This window comes from Nonomuraea sp. NPDC004354 (assembly GCF_053602555.1).
The window spans coordinates 70443-89391 of sequence record NZ_JBSGDV010000001.1 but is presented as its reverse complement, the minus strand read 5'-3'; the positions used below and the strand labels follow the sequence as shown (position 1 = coordinate 89391).

Genomic DNA, 18949 nt, shown 5'->3' with positions numbered 1-18949 from the left:
TCACTCCGTGTCGTCCGAGGCGGGCTTCACGCAGGTGACCTTCGGGCCCATGCGGTAGACGGTGGTCTTCGTCTCCCGCTTGACCTCGGCCCCGTTCTTGGTGATCACCCGGGTGACGTCGACGGTGAACCCGTCGTGCGGATCCTGCGGCGTGCAGCCGGGGCTGTCGTCCTCCTTGGCCGTGGCGGCGACGAAGGCGCGCTTCGGCGAGGAGATCGACTCGACCTTGTCGTACCGCTTGGTGCTCCACAGGTCCACGGTGATCGAGGTGCCGGTGTAGGAGGTCTTCACCAGCACGCCGTACTCGGAGTCGTTCTTCCACTTCAGGTCCACGCTGGGCCAGAAGACCGTCGCCTCGCGCCCGGCGGGGTAGCGGGAGATCCAGTACATGTGGGCCAGGTGCTCGACGTCCTGGAACCCGCCGAAGTAGGCGGCGTTGTACATCGTGGTGGCGAACTGCGAGACGCCGCCGCCGACGCCGTCCTCCATCTTGCCGGCGACGATCTGCCCGGCCGGCACGTAGCCCTTGGCCGCGGTCCGCTCGCCGACGATGCCGTTGATGGAGAAGGTCTCGCCGGGCTTGACGATGTAGCCGTTGAGGGTCCTGGCCATCAGCTGGATGTTGGTGACCCGGGCGGCGCAGCAGGGATGCTGGGTGGTGAAGGAGCCGACCTTCTCCTTGATGCCCATGGCGCGCAGCTCGCTGTCGGTCAGGCGCGGGGAGACGACCGCCAGTTCGACCGGGATCGTACGGCTGCCGCCCGTCTTCAGCGCCTCGGCCACGTCCGTGGCCAGCTTCTTGTCGTCGACGCCCTTGCCCTTGCGGGCCTTGACGAGCTTGAGCTTGCCGCCGACCACGTCGTAGGTGGCGTCGCGGGGGGCCTGCGCGGCGTCGACGAGCTGGCTCTCGATGCCGGCGATCGCCTCGCGCGCGTCGAAGCGGGGTTCGAGCCCGCCCTCCCCGTCGGCGACGAAGGTGAGGTTGGCGGCGATGACGGCGGCGGGGATCTGCGCCTGCTTGCCGTCCCTGGTCAGGGTGATCGGACCGGAGACGGCGCGGGTCGCGGTGGCCGCGGCGGCCTTGACCGCGGCGGGCGTGGTCGTGGGCTTGTCGGTCTCGACGGGCAGCGTCACGCTCTTGCGCGGGCCGAGGAAGGCCGCGCTGATCAGCTTGGCGGCGGCGGCCTGGTCGAGGACGCGGCCTTCGCGGGGGGCGACGGTGACGGGCTCGAGCCCCTTGAAGGCGACCTTGCCCTCCCGCGCCTTCTGGTCGACCTTGGCGGCCAGCGCCTCGACCGTCCTGGAGAGCTGGGCCGACTCGACGGTGACCTTCGGCTCGATCGCCGTGGTGCCGGTCAGCGCCCGCCACACCTCGACCGGGCTGGGGAAGCCGCTCGGCGCCTGCTCGATCGTGCCGACGACGTCGAGCTCGACGCCCGCCTCGTCGGGCTGGACGGTCTCCTTGCGGCCGTTCACCTCGACCTGGAGCGGCCGCTCGATCGTGGGCGCCAGCTCGTCACGGAGCTTGTCGGCGGCCTCGGTCACGGTCAGCCCGCCGATGTCGACGCCGCCGACCTCGGTGCCGCGCAGGACCGACCCCGACATGATCACCGCGGGGACGACGTACGCCAGGGCCAGCAGCACCACCACCGCGATGGCGATCGCGGGCAGCACGCGGCGGCGCCTGGGCGGCGGAGGGGGTGGCGGCGGCTCGGCGGAGGGCTGGCGCTCCTGCAGGCCGAAGACGGGCGGCGGCGGGGGCGGGGGCTCGTGGTGCTGCCCGTCGGCCATCGGCCACGGCTGTGGCGGCGGGGCGACGGGAGGCAGCGCGCCTGATCCGGCGGAGGGCGGAGCCTGGCCGCCGGATGGGCCGTAGATGTCGGGCGAGACTCCCGGCGGCAGCCCGCCGACGCGCGGCTTCCTGCCGCCGCCGGGCGGGGGCGTGGGCACCGAGGCGAACGGGTCGGTCGGTGGGTCCATCGGTCGGGCGTTCGCCACGCCTCAAGCTCCTCCCAATCCGCTGCCTTTCCTCAGGAAACACTAAGGCACTGCTGGTGCGATATGTACCTTGAATCAGGACATCCAGCGATAGCGGTGCTCGGGACGGCCCGCCGTGCCGTACCGCGGACGCAGCTCCGCCTTGCCCGCCGCACAAAGGTATTCCAGATAGCGGCGCGCGCTGACTCTCGACAGCCCCGTCAGCGTGGCGGCCTCGCTGGCCGACAGGTCGCCGCCCGCTTCGCGCAGCGCGTCGGCCACCAGCGCGCAGGTCGCCGACGACAGGCCCTTGGGCAGCGGCGTCTTCGTCACCCCGAACAGGCGGTCGATGTCGTCTTGGCGCACCTCGGGGCCGATGGCGGTGAGCTGCCTGCGCGTGTCGGCGTACTGGGCCAGCCGCTCGGCCAGCGCGGCGGCGGTGAAGGGTTTGATGAGATAGCTGAACGCGCCGCCGCGCATCGCCGCCCTGACCGTCGGCAGGTCGCGAGCCGCGCTGATCATGAGGACGTCGACGCCGCGCAGCCGGTTCAGCACCTCGAGGCCCGACATGTCCGGCAGGTAGATGTCGAGCAGCACCAGGTCGGGACGGTGCCCGGCCACCGCCTCCAGCGCCGCCTCGCCGGTGTGGACGGCCCCCACGACCTCGAACCCCTCCACCTTCTCCACGTAGCCGCTGTGGATGCGGGCCACCATGAAGTCGTCGTCGACGACGAGCACCCTGACGGTCATGGCAGCAGCGCCGTGAACACGGCGCCTCCCGCGTTGTGAACCCGCACCCAGCCGCCCCTGCGCAGGCACGCCTGCCTGGTCAGGGCGAGGCCGAGCCCGCGTGGGCCCGAGCGGGCGGCCTTGGTGGTGAACCCTTCCCTGAAGACCTCGTCGACCAGGTCGGGGGTGATGCCGGGGCCTGAGTCGCCGACCCGCACCCGCAGGCCCTCCTGCGTGGCCCGGACGGACACCTCGATCGTGCCCGGCGCGCCGTCGAGCGCGTCGAGCGCGTTGGCCACCAGGTTGCCGACGACGAGCACGGCGTCCTGCGGGTCGTCGACCGCGTCCTGCGGCACGCAGGTGTCGTCGGCGAGCACGAGCGTCGCGCCGCGCTCGGCGGCCTCCGCCGACTTGGCCAGCAGCAGGGCGGCCAGCGTGGGGTCGGCGACCCGCTCGCGGATGCCGGTCGCGTAGGTGTTGCGGGTGGTCCTGGTGATGAAGCTGATCGCCGCCTCGTGCTCGCCCAGCTCCAGCAGGCCGACGACGGTGTGCATGCGGTTGGCGAACTCGTGGGCCTGGGCCCGCAGCGCCCCGGTGGTGGAGCTGGCCGACTCCAGCTCGCGCGACAGCCGGACCAGCTCGGTCCTGTCGCGCAGGGTGATGACCCAGCCGCGCTGCCGGCCGCGTACGGACACGGGCGTGCGGTTGAGCACCAGCACGCGCTCGCCGTGCAGCACGATCCTGTCCTCGCCCGGGTCGGCGCCGCCGAGCACGTCGCGCATGCGCTCGGAGACCGGCATCTGGGTCAGGTCGTCGCCCACCTCGCCGAGCAGCTCGCGGGCGGCGTCGTTGACCAGCGTCACCCGGCCCCGCATGTCGAGCGCGAGCACGCCCTCCTTCACGCCGTGCAGGACGCCCTCGCGCTGCTCCAGGAGCTTGGCGATCTCGCCCGGCTCCAGGCCGAAGATCTGCCTGCGCACCCGGCGGGCGATGAGCGCGGCGCCGGCCGAACCCGCCACCAGGACGGCGAGCGCCGTCCACAGCAGTGGCGCCAGCACCGAGCCGACCTGCGCGTCCACCCGCTCCACGAGCACGCCGACCGAGGCGAGCCCGATGACGGTGCCGTACTCGTCGAAGATCGGGGCCTTGCCGCGCACGGTGGTGCCGATCGTGCCCGTCTCGACGCCGACCCACTTCTGGCCGGTGCGCAGGACGGCCGAGCCGTCCGTGGACAGCTGCTTGCCGATGAGCGAGGGGTTGGGGTGGGCGTAGCGCTTCTGCTCCCTGTTGGCGATCACGACGTAGTCGGCCCCGGTCTCCAGCTGGACGCCCGCGGCGATCGGCTGCAGCAGGACGGCCGGATCCCCCGTGGCGAAGGCGGCACGCACCTGTGGCATTCCCGCCACCGCTTCGGCGATCGCCAGCGCCCGCTGCTGGTACTGCGAGTCGAGCTGCCTGCGGGTGTGCTGGGCCCACACGACAGCCGTGCCGCTGACGGCGAGCACGACGATCACCATCTGCAGCACGAAGAGTTGCGTGCCGAGTCTCACAGGGCCATGGAAGCACCGGCAGGTCACGCGAGGGTCGCGACCAATATGACCTTTACGACGGGAAACGCGTAAAGGGTCGACGCCAGGAAATGTGCGTTTCACTATCCAGTATTCGAGATTGTGACACCCCCCACATTGGAGTGATCATGCGACTCCGCATACTCGCCGCCGTCGCCGCCGTCGCCGTGGCGGCCCTGACCGGCTGCGGCCAGGGCGCGGGCGGCAGCGGCTCCGGCACGCTGCGCATCATGGCTCCCGCCGCCGTGGGCGGCGGCTGGGACCAGACCTCCCGTACGGCCGAGCAGGCCATCAAGTCCGTCGACTCCCAGCGCGCCATCGAGGTCTTCAACGTCCCAGGCGCCGGCGGCACGATCGGCCTGGCCCAGCTCGCCGGCGAGAAGGGCAACGGCAACATGCTCATGACCATGGGCCTGGTCATGGTCGGCGCGATCGAGCAGAACAAGTCCAAGGTCACGCTGGCGGAGACGACACCGATCGCCAAGCTGACCGAGGAGTACGAGATCGTCGTCGTGCCGGCGGACTCGCCGCTGCAGACGCTGGCCGACCTGGTGGCCGCGTGGAAGGCCGACCCGGCGAAGGTGTCGGTCGCGGGCGGCTCGGCGGGCGGCACCGACCACATCCTGGCCGGCCTGATGGCCAAGGCGGGCGGCGTCGACCCCAAGCAGGTCAACTACATCGCCCACTCCGGCGGCGGTGAGGCGCTCAACGCGCTGCTCGGCGGCAAGGTCACGATCGGCGTGTCCGGTGTCGGCGAGTTCGCCGAGCACGTGAAGTCCGGCAAGCTGCGCGCGCTGGCCGTCTCCGCGCCCACCCGCATCGACACCGTCGACGCGCCCACGCTGAAGGAGGGCGGGCTCGACGTCGCGCTGGCCAACTGGCGCGGCTTCGTGGCGCCGGCCGGGCTCAGCGACGCCGACAAGAAGGCGCTCACCGACCTGGTGACCACGATGCACGGCTCGAAGGCGTGGAAGGACGCGGTGGCCAAGAACGGCTGGATCGACGCCTTCCAGACCGGCCAGCAGTTCGCCGACTTCCTCACCGCCGAGCAGACCCGCGTCAAGGCCGTCATCGCCGAGATGGGGCTCGTCTCCTGATGTCCGCCCCGCACGAGCAGGACGGCGCCACGGCCCGTGGCGCCGTCCCCGCGGCTCAGGATCCGCGTCCTGGCCCGGCCGGCCCTCCCCCTGACGACCGGGCGCCGGTCGGCGAGGCCGGGAAGCGCGGGTGGTGGCGGCCCGAGATGGGGCTGTCGGTCACCGTCCTCGCCCTCGGCGTGCTGGTCATCGTCGGCACGCTCGACGTCTCCGCCGCCACGTCCCGCCTCGGCCTGGGCCCCCGCTTCTTCCCCATCCTCATCGGCGGCGCGCTGATCCTCATCGGCGCCTTCTACACCCTGGACGTCGTGCGCGGCGGCCGGGGCGACCCCGAGGAGAGCGAGGACGTCGACGCCGACGCCCCCGCCGACTGGAAGAGCGTCGGCCTGGTCAGCGGTATCTTCCTGGGCTTCACCGCGGTCCTGTCCACCCTGGGCTGGGTCCTGTCGGCCTCGCTGCTGTTCTTCGGGCTGTCGGTCGCCCTGGGCGCCGAGAACAAGGTCAAGGCGGCCGTCATCGCCGTGGTCCTCGGTGTGCTGTCCTACGTGGTCTTCGTCAACGGCCTCGGCGTCTCGCTGCCGGGCGGCCTGCTGCAGGGGGTGATCTGAGTGGATTCGCTCCAGGCGCTCCTGGAGGGCTTCGCCACCGCGCTCACGCCCGTCAACCTGCTCTACGCGCTCGTCGGCGTCACCCTCGGCACGCTGGTCGGCGTCCTGCCCGGCATCGGCCCCGCCATGACCGTGGCGCTGCTGCTGCCGATCACCTTCACCGTGCCTCCGGCCAGCGCGTTCATCATGTTCGCCGGCATCTACTACGGCGGCATGTACGGCGGGTCCACCACGTCCATCCTGCTCAACACGCCCGGCGAGTCGTCCTCGATGATCACCGCGCTGGAGGGCAACAAGATGGCCAGGCGGGGCAGGGCCGCGCAGGCGCTGGCCACCGCCGCGATCGGCTCGTTCGTCGCCGGTACGCTGGCCACCGGCCTGCTGGTCGTCGCCGCTCCCGCGGTGGTCGACTTCGCCATCTCCTTCGGCCCCGAGGACTACTTCGCGCTGGCCGTCCTGGCCTTCACCGCGGTCTCGTCGGTGCTGTCGCGCTCGATGATCCGTGGCCTGGCCTCCCTCGGCCTGGGGCTGGTCATCGGCCTGATCGGCATCGACGAGCAGACCGGGCAGGCCCGCCTCACCTTCGGCGTCGACCAGCTGCTGGACGGCATCGACGTGGTGATCGTCGCGGTCGGCCTGTTCGCGCTGGGCGAGGCGCTCTACGTGGCCTCCAGGCTGCGGCACGCCGGCCCCGAGGTGGTCCCGGTGGGGGCGGCGTGGATGGGCCGCGCCGACTGGCGCCGCTCCTGGAAGCCGTGGCTGCGCGGCACCGCGCTCGGCTTCCCGTTCGGCGCGCTGCCCGGCGGCGGGGCGGAGATCCCGACCTTCCTGTCCTACGCCACGGAGAAGAAGCTCGCCCGCGGCGCGGCCAGGGAGGAGTACGGCAAGGGCGCCATCGAGGGCGTCGCCGGCCCCGAGGCGGCCAACAACGCGTCCGCGGCGGGCACGCTCGTCCCGCTGCTCACGCTCGGCCTGCCCACCTCGGCCACCGCGGCGATCCTGCTGGCCGCCTTCCAGCAGTACGGCCTGCAGCCAGGACCCCAGCTGTTCGACCACAACCCCGCCCTGGTGTGGGGCATGATCGCCTCGCTGTTCATCGGCAACACGATGCTGCTGGTGCTGAACCTGCCGCTGGCCCCGCTCTGGGCCCGCGTCCTGCGCGTCCCGCGCCCCTACCTCTACGCGGGCATCGTGCTGTTCGCGGCGCTCGGCGTCTACGCGCTGAACTCCTCGGCCGTCGACCTGGTGGTGCTGTTCGTGCTCGGCCTGCTCGGCTACGCCATGCGGCGCTTCGGCCTGCCGATCGCCCCCGCGGTGATCGGCATGATCCTCGGCCCGATGGCGGAGAAGCAGCTGCGCAGGGCGCTGGCCATCAGCGCGGGCGACGTGACCACGCTGGTCAGGAGCCCGATCGCGGCCGTCCTGCTGACGCTGGCCGCGCTCGCCCTGCTGACGCCGCTGTTCCGGCGGCTGTGGGCACGCCGCCACCCCGCCGCGGCGGCGAGCACGCATCGGCCGCCGGAGGACTGAACGCGGGCCCGTCCGGCGTCACCCGGACGGCCGCGGGAACGCGAACGTCACGGCCCCGCCGGCCCGTCCACCCGGCGGGGCCGCGCCCCGAGCCGACCAGGAGGCCGAGTGGGAGGCCGATCAGGAGGCCGATCAGGAGATCGCCGGCTTCTCGTCGGTCCACCCGGCCACCAGCACGACCTCCGTCCTGCCTGCCGTGCTGGCCTTCACCACCTGGCTGGTGCGCGCGTCGATGACCAGCTCGCGCTCCACTCCGCGCACCGTGTAGCCGAAGGTCGACCTGCCGAGGTAGCGCACGTCGGGCAGGTCGGCCAGCGCCCGGTAGGCGGCGGCGCGCACGCCGGGCGGGGCGGGCTTGCTCCACAGCAGGCCGGTGAGCGCGTCGGCGACCACGCCGCCGCGGTCCCGTTCCGGCACGCCGCCGAGCATGTCGGTCACGTGGGCGCGCAACGCGCCTGGGTCGGCGGGAAGCGCCTCGATCTGGGCGATCGTCATGGGGTGCCCGTTCAGGGTGAACGGCTCGTCGGTCTTGGTCGTGACGGTGGTCGTGCCCTTGTGCTCCCTCGTCCAGGCGCGGCCGTCCCTTCCCGCCCACAGCTCCTTGACGTCAGAGCCGTTCACCACGCGCTTGACGTACCAGTAGGCGCCCTTCGCCGGAGGGACGGCCGCCGCCGCGCCCGCCGCGGCGAGCAGGACGCTCGCCTTGTCGGTGCCCGTGGGGCCGGCGTGCAGCCTCGGCACGACGAAGGCCACCGCGGCGACGGCCATGACGGCGAGCCCGGCCAGCAGCGGCGTCCAGCGCGGACGCCGGCTGGAGACAGGGGCGGTGCCGCGCTCGGCCTCGAGCCTGGCCCTGACCCTGTTCCTGGCCGCCTGGTCCGGCGCGGGCTCGCCGTACAGCTCCCTGATCCGCCGCAGGTCATCCATGGTCGCCCTCCATCGGGTTGGTGCCGCCAAGGGCCTTGCGCAGCTTCTTCCTGGCGCGGTTCAGGCGGGAGCCGACCGTGCCGTACGGGATGCCGAGCGCGGTGGCGATCTCCTCGTGCGAGAGCCCGGCGAGTGCCACCAGCAGGAGCACGTCCCGGTCGCCCTTGCCCAGGCGGGCGATCGCGCCGGCCAGGCTCGGCCCCAGGCTTTGCGCGCTGACCCGCATCGCCACCACGTCCGCCAGGCCGGAGACGTCGCGGTCGGCCGCCATGCGGCCCCTGGCGCGCAGCGCCCTGACCTCGGCCCGCCGGTGCTTGCCGATGAGGTTGGTGGCGATGCCGTACAGCCAGGACCTGACGCCGGCCCGCTCGGGATCGTAGCGGTCGCGTTTGCGGAAGGCGGTGAGGAAGGTCTCGGCGACCACGTCCTCGGCGTCGTCGGGGCCGAGGCGCTGCGCGACGTACCTGAAAATCTCCTCGAAGTAGGCGTCGAAGATCTCGCGGAACCCCTCGGGTCGGGCGAGATCCGGCTCGCGCACCGCGGTAACGGTCATGGGTGGCCCTCCGTGGACGAGGCTGTCCAGAGGTATCACCCGATCGGCCGATCCGCTTTCACGGCCGCCGTCCCAGCTCTCGACGCGGAAGGGCGGGGGACGGTGACCGTCCCCCGCGCCGGCGGAAGTCATCACATGGGTACGACCGCCGCGGAGGACGTCGGGTTCGCCCGGAACCGGGGTGCCACCCACAGGCCCGCCAGCGCCATGACCAGCGTCGCCGCGTAGACCGCCCAGTAGCCCTGACCGGCACCGGCGAACAGCGCGCTGGTCACCGCCACGGACACCACGGAGAACACCGACTCGCCCACCTGAAGCGCCGAGCTGTTGACGCCCTGCTCGCCCGGCCTGGACAGCTCCAGCGTGAGCACCGACAGCGTCGGGTAGACCAGGCCCATGCCGAACCCGGTGATGATCCACGACGGGTAGGCGAGGGCGACGGGCACGGCGTCGAAGGTGACGGCGCCCATGAGCAGGATGCCGAGCGCGACAGCGGCGGTGCCGCCGAACAGGTTCACCGACCTGCCGAACACCTCACGCCCCTGCAGCCACGACGCGAACGACCAGGTCAGCGCGCCCCCGGTGAGGGCGAACCCGGCCAGCAGCGGCGACATGCCGCGCTCGTTGATCAGCATCAGCGGGACGATCACCTCGGCGGCGAAGAAGGCCGCGGCGGTCAGCCCGCGCAGCGCCACCACGGCGGGCAGGCCCCTGGCCGCGCGCAGCGTCCCCGCAGGCAGCAGCTTCGGCAACGCGAACAGCAGCAGCGCCAGACCCGCCAGGAGCAGCGGCAGCCTGCCGTCGCTGCCGTACTGCATGAGGCCCGCGCCCACGGCCGTCAGCGCCGCCCACGCCACCTTCCCGCCCAGGCCGGGAGCGGGCGCGGCCTGCCCGCCCGTGACCGGCTGCCCCGCCAGTCCGCGCGCAAGGATCAACGCCGCGACCACCGTCAGCGCGGGCACCAGGAGGAACACCCAGCGCCAGCCGAGCGTGCCGACCACCAGCCCGACGACCGCCGGGCCGACCATGGACGGCACGACCCAGGCGGTGGCGAACAAGGAGAAGATCTTCGGGTGTGACTCCTCCGGATAGACCCTGGCCACCACCACGTAGAGCGCCACGTTGACCAGCGCTCCGCCGAAACCCTGCACGAGCCGTCCGGCGATCAGCATCTCCATGGAGGTGGCCAGCCCGGCCACCAGCAGGCCGCCGGTGAACCCCGCCGCCCCTGTCCACAGCGGTGCGCTCGGGCCCTTCACGTCGGCCCACCGGCCGCCGAGGACCGTGCCGACCACCGCGGCCGCCATCGCGCCGCTGAACGCCAGGCCGTACAGGTGGAGACCGCCGAACTCGCGCGCCACGACCGGCATGGCGATCGCCACCGCGATGTACTCGAAGGCCACCAGCGACACCAACGCCACCAGACCCGCTGTCAGAGATTTGCGCGACATGCCACCGACGCTACGGACGGGCCCTCGCCCGCACATCGTGCGCTGGTCCTAGTCCCTCCTCCGTACATCGCCCTAGGCACCCGGCGAGGCCGTTTTCGGCCCTCCCGGCCACCCGGCATCCTGGCTTTCCCAGCATCCCGGCATCCTGGCTTTCCCAGCATCCCGGCATCCTGGCTTTCCCAGCATCCCGGCTTCCCGGCATCCCTGCTTTCCGGATTCCCGGATTCCCGGATGCCGGCTTTCCGGCTTTCCGGCTTTCCGGCGTTCCGGCGTTCCGGCGGAGGGGCGCGGTGGGGAGCAGGCAGGGCGGCAGGGCGGGAACGCGACGACCCCGGCACGGGTTGCGTGCCGGGGTCGTCGTGCCTGGGCGTCGGCTACTCCGAGACGCCGAGCCGCTCCAGGATCAGCTCGCGGGCCCTGGCCGCGTCGGCCTTGCCCCGGCTGGCCTTCATGACGCCGCCGACCAGCGCGCCCACCGCGGCGATCTTGCCGGAGCGGACCTTCTCCGCCGCGTCGGCGTTGCCGGCGAGGACACCGTCGATGATCGCCACCAGCTCGCCCTCGTCGGCGATCTGCAGGCCACGGGCCGCGACGACCTCGTCGGGGTCCCCCTCGCCGGCCAGCACGCCGTCGAGCGCCTCGCGGGCCAGCTTGTCGTTCAGCGCGCCGGAGGCGACCAGCTCGGTCACCCTGGCGACCTGCGCCGGGGTGATGGGCAGCTCCGCCAGGGAGACGCCGGCCTCGTTGGCCCTGCGGGCCAGCTCGCCCATCCACCACTTGCGGGCGTCGGCCGCGGGAGCGCCCGCCGCGATCGTGGCCTCCACGATCTCGATGGCGCCGGCGTTGTACATCGACTCCATGTCGTGGTCGGTCACGCCCCACTCGGTCTGCAGGCGCTTGCGGCGGACCGACGGCAGCTCGGGCAGCTCGGCCTTGAGCTTGGCCACCCAGGCGGGATCCGGCGCGATCGGCACCAGGTCGGGCTCGGGGAAGTAGCGGTAGTCCTGCGCCTCCTCCTTGGACCTGCCTGACGTGGTCGTGCCGGTGTCCTCGTGGAAGTGGCGGGTCTCCTGGGTGATCCGGCCGCCGTCGGCGAGGATCGCCGCCTGCCGCTGGATCTCACTGCGGACCGCCCGCTCGACGCTGCGCAGCGAGTTGACGTTCTTGGTCTCGGTACGGGTGCCCCACTCCGACGACCCGCGCGGCATGAGCGAGACGTTGACGTCGAAGCGCATGGAGCCCTCCTCCATGCGGACGTCGGAGACGCCCAGCGAGCGCATGAGCTCGCGCAGCTCGGCGCCGTAGGCGCGAGCCACCTCGGGGGCGAGGCGGTCGGCGCCCGGGATCGGCTTGGTGACGATCTCGACCAGCGGGATGCCCGCGCGGTTGTAGTCGACGATGGAGTAGTCGGCGCCGTGGATGCGGCCGGTCGCGCCACCCACGTGGGTGGACTTGCCGGTGTCCTCCTCCAGGTGGACGCGCTCGATCTCGATCCGCACGATCTTGCCGTCGACCTCGACGTCGAGGTAGCCGTCGGAGCAGAGCGGCTCGTCGTACTGGGAGATCTGGTAGTTCTTCGGCATGTCCGGATAGAAGTAGTTCTTCCGGGCGAAGCGGCACCACTCGGCGATGGAGCAGTTCAGCGCCAGGCCGATCCTGATCGTCGACTCGATCGCCTCGGCGTTGGCCACCGGCAGCGAGCCGGGCAGCGCGAGGCAGGTCGGGCAGGTCTGTGTGTTGGGCGGAGCGCCGAAGGCCGTGGGGCAGCCGCAGAACATCTTCGACGCGGTGCCGAGCTCGACGTGGGTCTCCAGGCCGAGGACCGGCTCGAACCGGTCGAGGGCCTCGTCGTATGCCATGACGCTCACAGTTCGGGAGCCTCCTTCAGCAGCGGGCCGCCCCAGCGGCTCTCCAGGGCCTTCTCGACCGCGGCGCCGACCCGGTAGCAGCGGTCGTCGCCCAGGACCGGGGCCATGATCTGCAGGCCGACCGGCAGGTTGTCCTCGTCGGCCAGGCCGCAGGGCACCGAGATGGCCGCGTTGCCGGCCAGGTTGGACGGGATCGTGCACAGGTCGGCGAGATACATCGCCATCGGGTCGTCGGCGCGCTCGCCGATCGGGAACGCCGTCGTCGGCGTGGTCGGCGAGATCAGCACGTCGACCTGGTGGAAGGCGGCCTCGAAGTCGCGCGCGATGAGCGTGCGGACCTTCTGCGCCTGGCCGTAGTAGGCGTCGTAGTAGCCGCTCGACAGCGCGTAGGTGCCGAGCATGATGCGCCGCTTGACCTCGGGACCGAAGCCCGCGGCCCTGGTCAGCGCCATCACCTCCTCGGCGCTGCGGGTGCCGTCGTCGCCGACGCGCAGGCCGTAGCGCATGGCGTCGAAGCGGGCCAGGTTGGACGAGCACTCCGAGGGCGCGATCAGGTAGTAGGCCGGCAGCGCCGTCGTGAACGACGGGCAGGAGACCTCGACGACCTTGGCGCCCAGCGACTCCAGCAGCGCGACGGTGTCGTGGAAGCGGTTGAGCACGCCCTGCTGGTAGCCCTCGCCGTCGAACTCCTTGACGACGCCGATGCGCATCCCCGCGATGTCGGCGTTGCGCGCCGCCTCGACGACGTCGGGCACGGGCGCGTCGATGGAGGTGGAGTCCATCGGGTCGTGCCCGGAGAAGGCCGCGTGCAGCAGGGCCGCGTCCATGACGTTGCGGGCGAAGGGCCCGGGGGTGTCGAGGGAGCTGGCGAAGGCGATCAGGCCGTAGCGGGAGGACCCGCCGTAGGTCGGCTTCATGCCCACGATGCCGGTGACGGCGGCGGGCTGCCTGATCGAGCCGCCGGTGTCGGTGCCGGTCGACAGCGGCGCCTGGTAGGCGGCGACCGCCGCGCTCGACCCGCCGGACGAGCCGCCGGGGATCCTGCTGAGGTCCCACGGGTTGCGCGTGGCGTGGTAGGCGGAGTTCTCGGTGGAGGAGCCCATCGCGAACTCGTCGAGGTTGGTCTTGCCCAGGATGACCAGGCCCGCCTGGCGCAGCCGCGCGGTCACCGTCGCGTCGTACGGCGGGCGCCACCCCTCGAGGATCTTGGACGCGGCCGTGGTCGGCATGTCCTTGGTGGCGAAGATGTCCTTGTGCGCGATCGGCACGCCCGCGAGCGGGCCGAGCTTCTCGCCGGCCGCCCGCCTGGCGTCGACGGCGCGCGCCTGCTCCAGCGTGACCTCGCGGTCGACGTGGAGGAACGACTGGACCTGGGGCTCGACCTGCTCGACGCGGTCGAGATGCGCCTCGGCGACCTCGACCGCGCTCACCTCGCCCGCGGCGATCAGCGCGCCCAGCTCGGCGGCGGTCTTGCGGATCAGACTCATGCTTCCTCCCCGAGAATGCGCGGAACCCGGAAGCGGTCGTCCTCGACGGCCGGCGCGCCCGAGAGCGCCTGCTCGGGCGTGAGGGACTGTCGCACCTCGTCGGCACGGAACACATTGGTCAGCGGAAGCGCGTGCGACGAAGGCGGGACGTCCTCAGCGGCGACCTCTGCCACCTTCGCGACCGCGGCGATGATGTCATCGAGCTGGGTGGCGTAGTGGTCGAGCTCGTCGTCGGAGATCGCCAGCCGGGACAACCGGGCCAGGTGCGCGACCTCGTCGCGGGTTATGGCGGACATGAGTCGTTGAACCCGTTTCATGGATGGAGTTTGGACAGTGTCATCCTAGGGCTCTTGACGCAGGGTGGCCGAACCGTTAACACGCCTGTGGCGTGGCGGCGGCCGGAAGCGGGCCGTTCGGCGTCGACGCGGCCCGCAGGCGGGCGTCAGACGGTCTGCGAGATCTCCACGTAGTCGATCTCCTCCACCCCGACCCGCTCCCGCAGCCAGACCGTCGCGTCGGCCGGCGCCATCGCCCGGCCGAACAGCCAGCCCTGCCCCATGTCGCACCCCATGTCGGCCAGCCGGAGCGCCAGCTCGTCGGACTCCACGCCCTCGGCGACCGACCGCAGCCCGAGCGAGCGCACCAGGTCGACGATCGAGCGCACGATCCGCTCGTCGTCCTCCGAGCACGACATCCGCTGCACGAACGAGGCGTCGATCTTGACCTCGGAGGCGGCCAGCCGCTGCAGGCGGATCAGCGACGAGTAGCCGGTGCCGAAGTCGTCCAGCGCCAGGGGCACGCCGAGGGCGGCCAGCGCCCTGATGGTGTCGTGGGTGTAGGCCTGGTCGCCCATCAGGATCCGCTCGGTGACCTCGAGCTGGATCGCCTCCGGCGGCAGCCGGAAGCGGGACAGCCCCGCCTCCAGCTGGTCGGGCAGCGCGGAGTCGAGCAGGTCACGGGCGGAGACGTTGACCGAGATCTGCACCTGCAGCCCGGTGTGCCACCAGCGGGCGGCCTGCTCCATGGCCGCGTCGATGACGTACTCGGTGATCTGCCGCATCAGGTAGGACTGCTCGGCCAGCGGGATGAAGTCGGCGGGCGAGATCGGCCCCCGCACGGGGTGGCGCCAGCGCAGCAGCGCCTCCATCCCGCGCACCTCGCCGGTGGCCAGGTCGACCTTGGGCTGGTAGTGCAGGCGCAGCTCGCGGTTGTCGACCGCGCGGCGCAGGTCGCCGAGCAGGCCGAGACGTTCGGGCGAGTTGCGGTCCTTGTCGGGCTGGTAGAGCTCGACGCCCGTGCGGCCCTCCTTGGCCAGGTACATCGCCACGTCGGCACGCTGCAGCAGCAGCTCGAAGTCGGGCGCGTGGTCGGGGAAGAGCGCGATGCCGACCGAGCCGTCCATGTCGAAGGTCATGCCCTCCAGGCGCACGGGCTCGGTGAGGGCGGCCCTGAGCCGGGCTGCGACCTCCCTGGCGGCGTGCGTGTCCCTGATGGACGGCAGCAGCACGGCGAACTCGTCGCCGCCGAGGCGCGCGACCACGTCGCCCGGCCGTACCGAGTGGGTCAGCCGGTGGGCCACCATCTGCAGCAGCCGGTCGCCGACCGGGTGGCCCATCGTGTCGTTGACCTCCTTGAACCGGTCGAGGTCGATCAGGAAGAGGCCGACCCGCTCGTCGGGGCGGCACTCGGCCAGCGCCTCCTCGGTCGAGACGATCAGCATCTTGCGGTTGGGCAGGCCGGTCAGCTCGTCGTGCAGGGCCTGGTGGTCGCGGCGCATGGACAGCGTGGCGGTGAAGTAGACGGCGGCCAGCGGCGCCACGAACAGCGGCACCAGCCCCGGAGAGTCCTGCATGACGACGACGACCAGCGGCGCGAGCCCGAGCAGCCCGGCGTAGACGAGCGCCTGCGGCCCCACGGTCGCGCGCAGCACCCTGCTGAGCGAGCGCCGTTCGTGCAGGGCGACCGCGCCGCACACCAGCAGCGCCCGCGCGGCGAAGTAGGCGACACCCGACAGCGCGATGGGCACCATGGCGAACCCGGCCGGCACCCAGGGCGCCGACGGGGTCGGCACGATGCCGAACAGCCCCAGCACGACCGCCGCCGCGGTGAACGCCAGCGTCGCCTGCGCGATGTTGAACATCACCCGATGCCACGCCTTGCGCGTGACGATCCCGTTGACCGCGATGCCGACCACCTGCATGAGCACCGCCACCGGCAGGCCGTAGTGCAGTAACACGGCGAAGGTGAACATGGTCGCCGGGTAGGTGCCGCCCACGGCGGTCGCCGAGGACACCATGACGGGACGCAGCTCGCCCAGCACCACCAGCACGGCGAGCACCCAGAACAGCGGGGTCCTGGCCAGCTCGGCCAGGCCCGCCAGGTCGAGTCGTAGCTCGGCCACGAGGAGCGCGGTGAAGCCGATCACGGAGACCGCCAGGAGGAAGGCCCAGAGCGGGCTTCCCACACGTGGTCCCGTGTCGCGCGTGTCAGTTGGGTCGGTCATCGGTAACAGAACCCCCAAGAGGTCACTATGGGAGGGTACGACCTCCACCCCACTTCCCGAAACCACCCGCCTACGTTCCGTCACACCACTTGCCCAGATTTATCAGCAAGAAGCATCTTTTGTACGTTTTTGCTCGACAGTGGTTCCCCCTGGTCACTGCCGCCCCCTCAGGGGCTCCCCGTCACGTCGGCGGGGGGCGGCCGTGACCGCAGCCGCCCCCGCCCCGCGTTCACCCCACGAGCCTGACGAACTCCTCGAAGGAGATGCGGCCGTCACCGTCGGCGTCGGCGTTCTGCTCGAGCGAACCGAGCGCCTCCCCGGGAAGCCCGGGGAAGTGGCGAACCAGCTCCGCCTGGCTGATGAAGCCGTCGCCGCTGGCGTCGATCGCGTCGAAGGTCTGGCGCAGCTCCGCCAGCCGCTCGGGGCTGAGATCCGACATATGTGAACCCTTTCCGTGGAGAGGGCTATTCTTCCGGCTTCACCGCCACCTCGGCAGCCGCTTCCGCGCCCTTGTCGAGGAGGACATGGAATCCGGCCTCGTCGAGGACGGGCACCCCGAGGCTGACCGCCTTGTCGTACTTCGACCCGGCGTTCTCCCCCACGACGACGAAGGCGGTCTTCTTCGACACCGACCCGGCCACCTTGCCGCCCCTGCCGGTGATGGCCGCGGCGGCGGAGTCGCGGGTGAAGCCCTCGAGGGTGCCGGTGACGACGAAGGTGAGGCCCTCCAGGATCTGCGGGCCCTTCTCCGGGGCCGGCTCGTCGGCCATGCGGACCCCGGCCGCCCGCCAGCGCTCGATGATCTCCCGGTGCCAGTCGACCTCGAACCACTCGCGGACCGTGGCGGCCACGCGCGGGCCGATGCCCTCGACCGCGCTCAGCTCCTCCTCGGAGGCGTTCATGACCTCGTCGATCGAGCGCAGCGCCCCGGCCAGCGCCTGGGCCGTCGGCGGGCCGATGTGGCGGATGGACAGCGCGACCAGGACCCGCCAGAGCGGGACCTGCTTGGCCTGCTCCAGCTCGTCGATGAGCTTCAGCGCGTTCTGGCTCGGCTGGCCGTTGACGTTGGAGAAGAACGAGACGACCTTCGGCTCGCCGGTTTTGGGGTCGATCTTGGGCAGGCCGGTCTCCTGGTCACGCACCACCGACCTGATCGGCACCAGCTGCTCCAGCGTGAGGTCGAACAGGTCGGCCTCGGTGCGCACCACCGGCTCCTGCTCGGCCACCGGCTGGCTCAGCGCCGTGGCCGCGACGTAGCCCAGGCCCTCGATGTCGAGGGCCTTGCGGCCCGCCGCGAAGTAAAGGCGCTCGCGGAGCTGCGCGCGGCAGCCCAGGGCGTTGGGGCAGCGCAGGTCGGCGTCGCCCTCCTTCTCGTAGGCCAGCTCGGTGCCGCACTCGGGGCAGTGGGTCGGCATGACGAACGCGCGCTCGGAGCCGTCGCGCAGCGCGGTCACCGGCCCGACGATCTCCGGGATGACGTCGCCCGCCTTGCGCAGCACGACGGTGTCGCCGATGAGCACGCCCTTCTTCTCCACGATCGCGGCGTTGTGAAGGGTGGCCCGCTCGACCGTGGACCCGGCCACCACGATGGGCTCCATCACCGCGTACGGCGTGACGCGACCGGTGCGCCCGATGCCGACCTCGATCCCGAGGAGCTTGGTGTTGACCTCCTCCGGCGGGTACTTGTAGGCGATCGCCCAGCGCGGCGCCCGCGAGGTGGAGCCGAGCTCCCGCTGGGTCCTGATCTTGTCGACCTTGACGACCACGCCGTCGATCTCGTAGGCGGGGTCGTGGCGGTGCTTGCGGTAGTGCTCGATGAAGTCGTCGATGCCCCGCACGTCGGGCACCACCCGGTAGAGGTCGCTGACCGGCAGCCCGAACTCCCGCAGCCGGTCGTAGACCTGTGACTGCGCCTGCGGCTCGGCCGCGCCCTCCCAGACGCCGACACCGTGCACCAGCATCCGCAGCGGCCGCTGCGCGGTGATGCGCGGGTCCTTCTGCCGCAACGTGCCCGCGGCGGCGTTGCGCGGGTTGGCGAACGGCGGCTTGCCCTGCTCGACCAGCTGCTCGTTGAGCTTCTCGAACTCCTCGACCGGGATGTAGACCTCGCCGCGCACCTCGACCAGCGAGGGGATGTCGCTGCCCACGAGCCGGTGGGGGATGCCGGTGATCGTGCGGACGTTGGCCGTCACCTCGTCGCCGGTGCGCCCGTCGCCTCTGGTGGCGCCGCGCTCCAGCCTGCCGTTCCGGTAGACCAGCGCGATGGCCAGCCCGTCGATCTTCAGCTCGCACAGGTAGGGGCCCGGGTCGCCCTCGGCCAGCCGCTCCGCCCTGACCTGCCAGGCGGCGATGTCGGCGTCGGTGAAGGCGTTGTCGAGGCTCTCCATCTTCTGCAGGTGCTCGACCTTCTCGAAGTCACCCGAGACGGGCGCCCCGACCTTCTGCGTCGGCGAGTCGGGCGTCTGGAGCTTCGGATGGGCCTCCTCGAGCGCGAGCAGCTCGTTGAACCAGCCGTCGAACTCCGCGTCGCTCACCGTCGGCTGGTCGAGGACGTAGTAGCGCCAGCGCGCCTCCTCCACCAGCTCGCTCAGCTCGGCGTGGCGCTTCAGCGCGTCCACGGGCACGCCCTCGACCTCGGCGCTCATCGCTTA

General features: G+C 71.8%; 15 protein-coding genes. 3 read left to right on the top strand and 12 right to left on the bottom strand.

The window, feature by feature from the left end:
- From ACWENQ_RS00350 to ACWENQ_RS00340, 3 genes are all read right to left on the bottom strand, one after another.
- Complete coding sequence (locus ACWENQ_RS00350) at nt 1-1998, bottom strand: VanW family protein (RefSeq protein WP_449928790.1); 1998 nt, start codon at nt 1996-1998, stop codon at nt 1-3.
- 75 nt (nt 1999-2073) lie between these two features.
- Nucleotides 2074-2727: a response regulator gene (locus ACWENQ_RS00345; protein WP_449928792.1), complete on the bottom strand. Its 654-nt coding sequence runs from the start codon at nt 2725-2727 to the stop codon at nt 2074-2076.
- On the bottom strand, nt 2724-4256 hold the full coding sequence (locus ACWENQ_RS00340; RefSeq protein ID WP_449928794.1) for an ATP-binding protein: 1533 nt from the start codon (nt 4254-4256) through the stop codon (nt 2724-2726). The genes ACWENQ_RS00345 and ACWENQ_RS00340 overlap by 4 nt, the downstream gene beginning before the upstream one ends.
- A 146-nt stretch (nt 4257-4402) precedes the next feature.
- On the opposite strand from ACWENQ_RS00340, the gene ACWENQ_RS00335 reads away from it, so the two are divergent.
- Genes ACWENQ_RS00335 through ACWENQ_RS00325 form a run of 3 tightly spaced genes read left to right on the top strand, consistent with a single transcriptional unit; the run spans nt 4403 to nt 7509 of the window.
- Nucleotides 4403-5371: a tripartite tricarboxylate transporter substrate binding protein gene (locus tag ACWENQ_RS00335; protein ID WP_354909735.1), complete on the top strand. Its 969-nt coding sequence runs from the start codon at nt 4403-4405 to the stop codon at nt 5369-5371.
- Nucleotides 5371-5979, top strand: a complete 609-nt coding sequence (locus tag ACWENQ_RS00330) for a tripartite tricarboxylate transporter TctB family protein (protein ID WP_452412442.1) — start codon at nt 5371-5373, stop codon at nt 5977-5979. Before ACWENQ_RS00335 ends, ACWENQ_RS00330 begins: the two co-directional genes overlap by 1 nt.
- Entirely contained in the window at nt 5980-7509 is a 1530-nt protein-coding gene (locus ACWENQ_RS00325; protein WP_449928798.1) for a tripartite tricarboxylate transporter permease, read from the top strand.
- A 132-nt stretch (nt 7510-7641) separates the two neighbouring features.
- Here ACWENQ_RS00325 and ACWENQ_RS00320 read toward each other — a convergent pair whose 3' ends face one another.
- The 9 genes from ACWENQ_RS00320 to ligA all read right to left on the bottom strand — a co-directional run bounded on the left by ACWENQ_RS00320 (nt 7642) and on the right by ligA (nt 18943).
- Entirely contained in the window at nt 7642-8436 is a 795-nt protein-coding gene (locus tag ACWENQ_RS00320) for a hypothetical protein (RefSeq protein WP_452412440.1), read from the bottom strand.
- Nucleotides 8429-8989: an RNA polymerase sigma factor gene (locus ACWENQ_RS00315; protein ID WP_449928802.1), complete on the bottom strand. Its 561-nt coding sequence runs from the start codon at nt 8987-8989 to the stop codon at nt 8429-8431. The genes ACWENQ_RS00320 and ACWENQ_RS00315 overlap by 8 nt, the downstream gene beginning before the upstream one ends.
- A gap of 131 nt (nt 8990-9120) precedes the next feature.
- Nucleotides 9121-10440: an MFS transporter gene (locus tag ACWENQ_RS00310; RefSeq protein WP_452412438.1), complete on the bottom strand. Its 1320-nt coding sequence runs from the start codon at nt 10438-10440 to the stop codon at nt 9121-9123.
- Nucleotides 10441-10814: 374 nt separating this feature from the next.
- Complete coding sequence (gene gatB / locus ACWENQ_RS00305) at nt 10815-12299, bottom strand: Asp-tRNA(Asn)/Glu-tRNA(Gln) amidotransferase subunit GatB (RefSeq protein ID WP_452412973.1); 1485 nt, start codon at nt 12297-12299, stop codon at nt 10815-10817.
- Nucleotides 12300-12304: 5 nt separating this feature from the next.
- Nucleotides 12305-13795: an Asp-tRNA(Asn)/Glu-tRNA(Gln) amidotransferase subunit GatA gene (gatA, locus tag ACWENQ_RS00300; protein WP_354909750.1), complete on the bottom strand. Its 1491-nt coding sequence runs from the start codon at nt 13793-13795 to the stop codon at nt 12305-12307.
- A complete protein-coding gene (gene gatC / locus ACWENQ_RS00295; RefSeq protein ID WP_354909752.1) occupies nt 13792-14091 on the bottom strand; it encodes an Asp-tRNA(Asn)/Glu-tRNA(Gln) amidotransferase subunit GatC in 300 nt (99 codons plus the stop codon). Before gatC ends, gatA begins: the two co-directional genes overlap by 4 nt.
- A gap of 146 nt (nt 14092-14237) precedes the next feature.
- The gene (locus tag ACWENQ_RS00290) at nt 14238-16298 is read right to left on the bottom strand and encodes a putative bifunctional diguanylate cyclase/phosphodiesterase (protein WP_354909754.1); all 2061 of its coding nucleotides are present in this window, start codon (nt 16296-16298) and stop codon (nt 14238-14240) included.
- Nucleotides 16299-16527: 229 nt separating this feature from the next.
- The gene (locus ACWENQ_RS00285) at nt 16528-16737 is read right to left on the bottom strand and encodes an EF-hand domain-containing protein (protein WP_449928807.1); all 210 of its coding nucleotides are present in this window, start codon (nt 16735-16737) and stop codon (nt 16528-16530) included.
- 25 nt (nt 16738-16762) lie between these two features.
- Nucleotides 16763-18943, bottom strand: a complete 2181-nt coding sequence (gene ligA / locus ACWENQ_RS00280) for an NAD-dependent DNA ligase LigA (RefSeq protein ID WP_449928809.1) — start codon at nt 18941-18943, stop codon at nt 16763-16765.
- Between the last annotated feature and the right edge of the window lie 6 nt (nt 18944-18949).

What these genes read in the sequence shown, in the direction of transcription:
- ACWENQ_RS00290 (WP_354909754.1), bottom strand. Translation starts at nt 16,298, where the DNA reads ATGACCGACCCAACTGACACGCGCGACACGGGACCACGTGTGGGAAGC.
- ACWENQ_RS00285 (WP_449928807.1), bottom strand. Translation starts at nt 16,737, where the DNA reads ATGTCGGATCTCAGCCCCGAGCGGCTGGCGGAGCTGCGCCAGACCTTC.
- ACWENQ_RS00330 (WP_452412442.1), top strand. Translation starts at nt 5,371, where the DNA reads ATGTCCGCCCCGCACGAGCAGGACGGCGCCACGGCCCGTGGCGCCGTC.
- ACWENQ_RS00320 (WP_452412440.1), bottom strand. Translation starts at nt 8,436, where the DNA reads ATGGATGACCTGCGGCGGATCAGGGAGCTGTACGGCGAGCCCGCGCCG.
- gatA (WP_354909750.1), bottom strand. Translation starts at nt 13,795, where the DNA reads ATGAGTCTGATCCGCAAGACCGCCGCCGAGCTGGGCGCGCTGATCGCC.
- gatC (WP_354909752.1), bottom strand. Translation starts at nt 14,091, where the DNA reads ATGTCCGCCATAACCCGCGACGAGGTCGCGCACCTGGCCCGGTTGTCC.
- ACWENQ_RS00335 (WP_354909735.1), top strand. Translation starts at nt 4,403, where the DNA reads ATGCGACTCCGCATACTCGCCGCCGTCGCCGCCGTCGCCGTGGCGGCC.
- ACWENQ_RS00345 (WP_449928792.1), bottom strand. Translation starts at nt 2,727, where the DNA reads ATGACCGTCAGGGTGCTCGTCGTCGACGACGACTTCATGGTGGCCCGC.
- gatB (WP_452412973.1), bottom strand. Translation starts at nt 12,299, where the DNA reads ATGGCATACGACGAGGCCCTCGACCGGTTCGAGCCGGTCCTCGGCCTG.
- ACWENQ_RS00310 (WP_452412438.1), bottom strand. Translation starts at nt 10,440, where the DNA reads ATGTCGCGCAAATCTCTGACAGCGGGTCTGGTGGCGTTGGTGTCGCTG.
- ligA (WP_449928809.1), bottom strand. Translation starts at nt 18,943, where the DNA reads ATGAGCGCCGAGGTCGAGGGCGTGCCCGTGGACGCGCTGAAGCGCCAC.
- ACWENQ_RS00315 (WP_449928802.1), bottom strand. Translation starts at nt 8,989, where the DNA reads ATGACCGTTACCGCGGTGCGCGAGCCGGATCTCGCCCGACCCGAGGGG.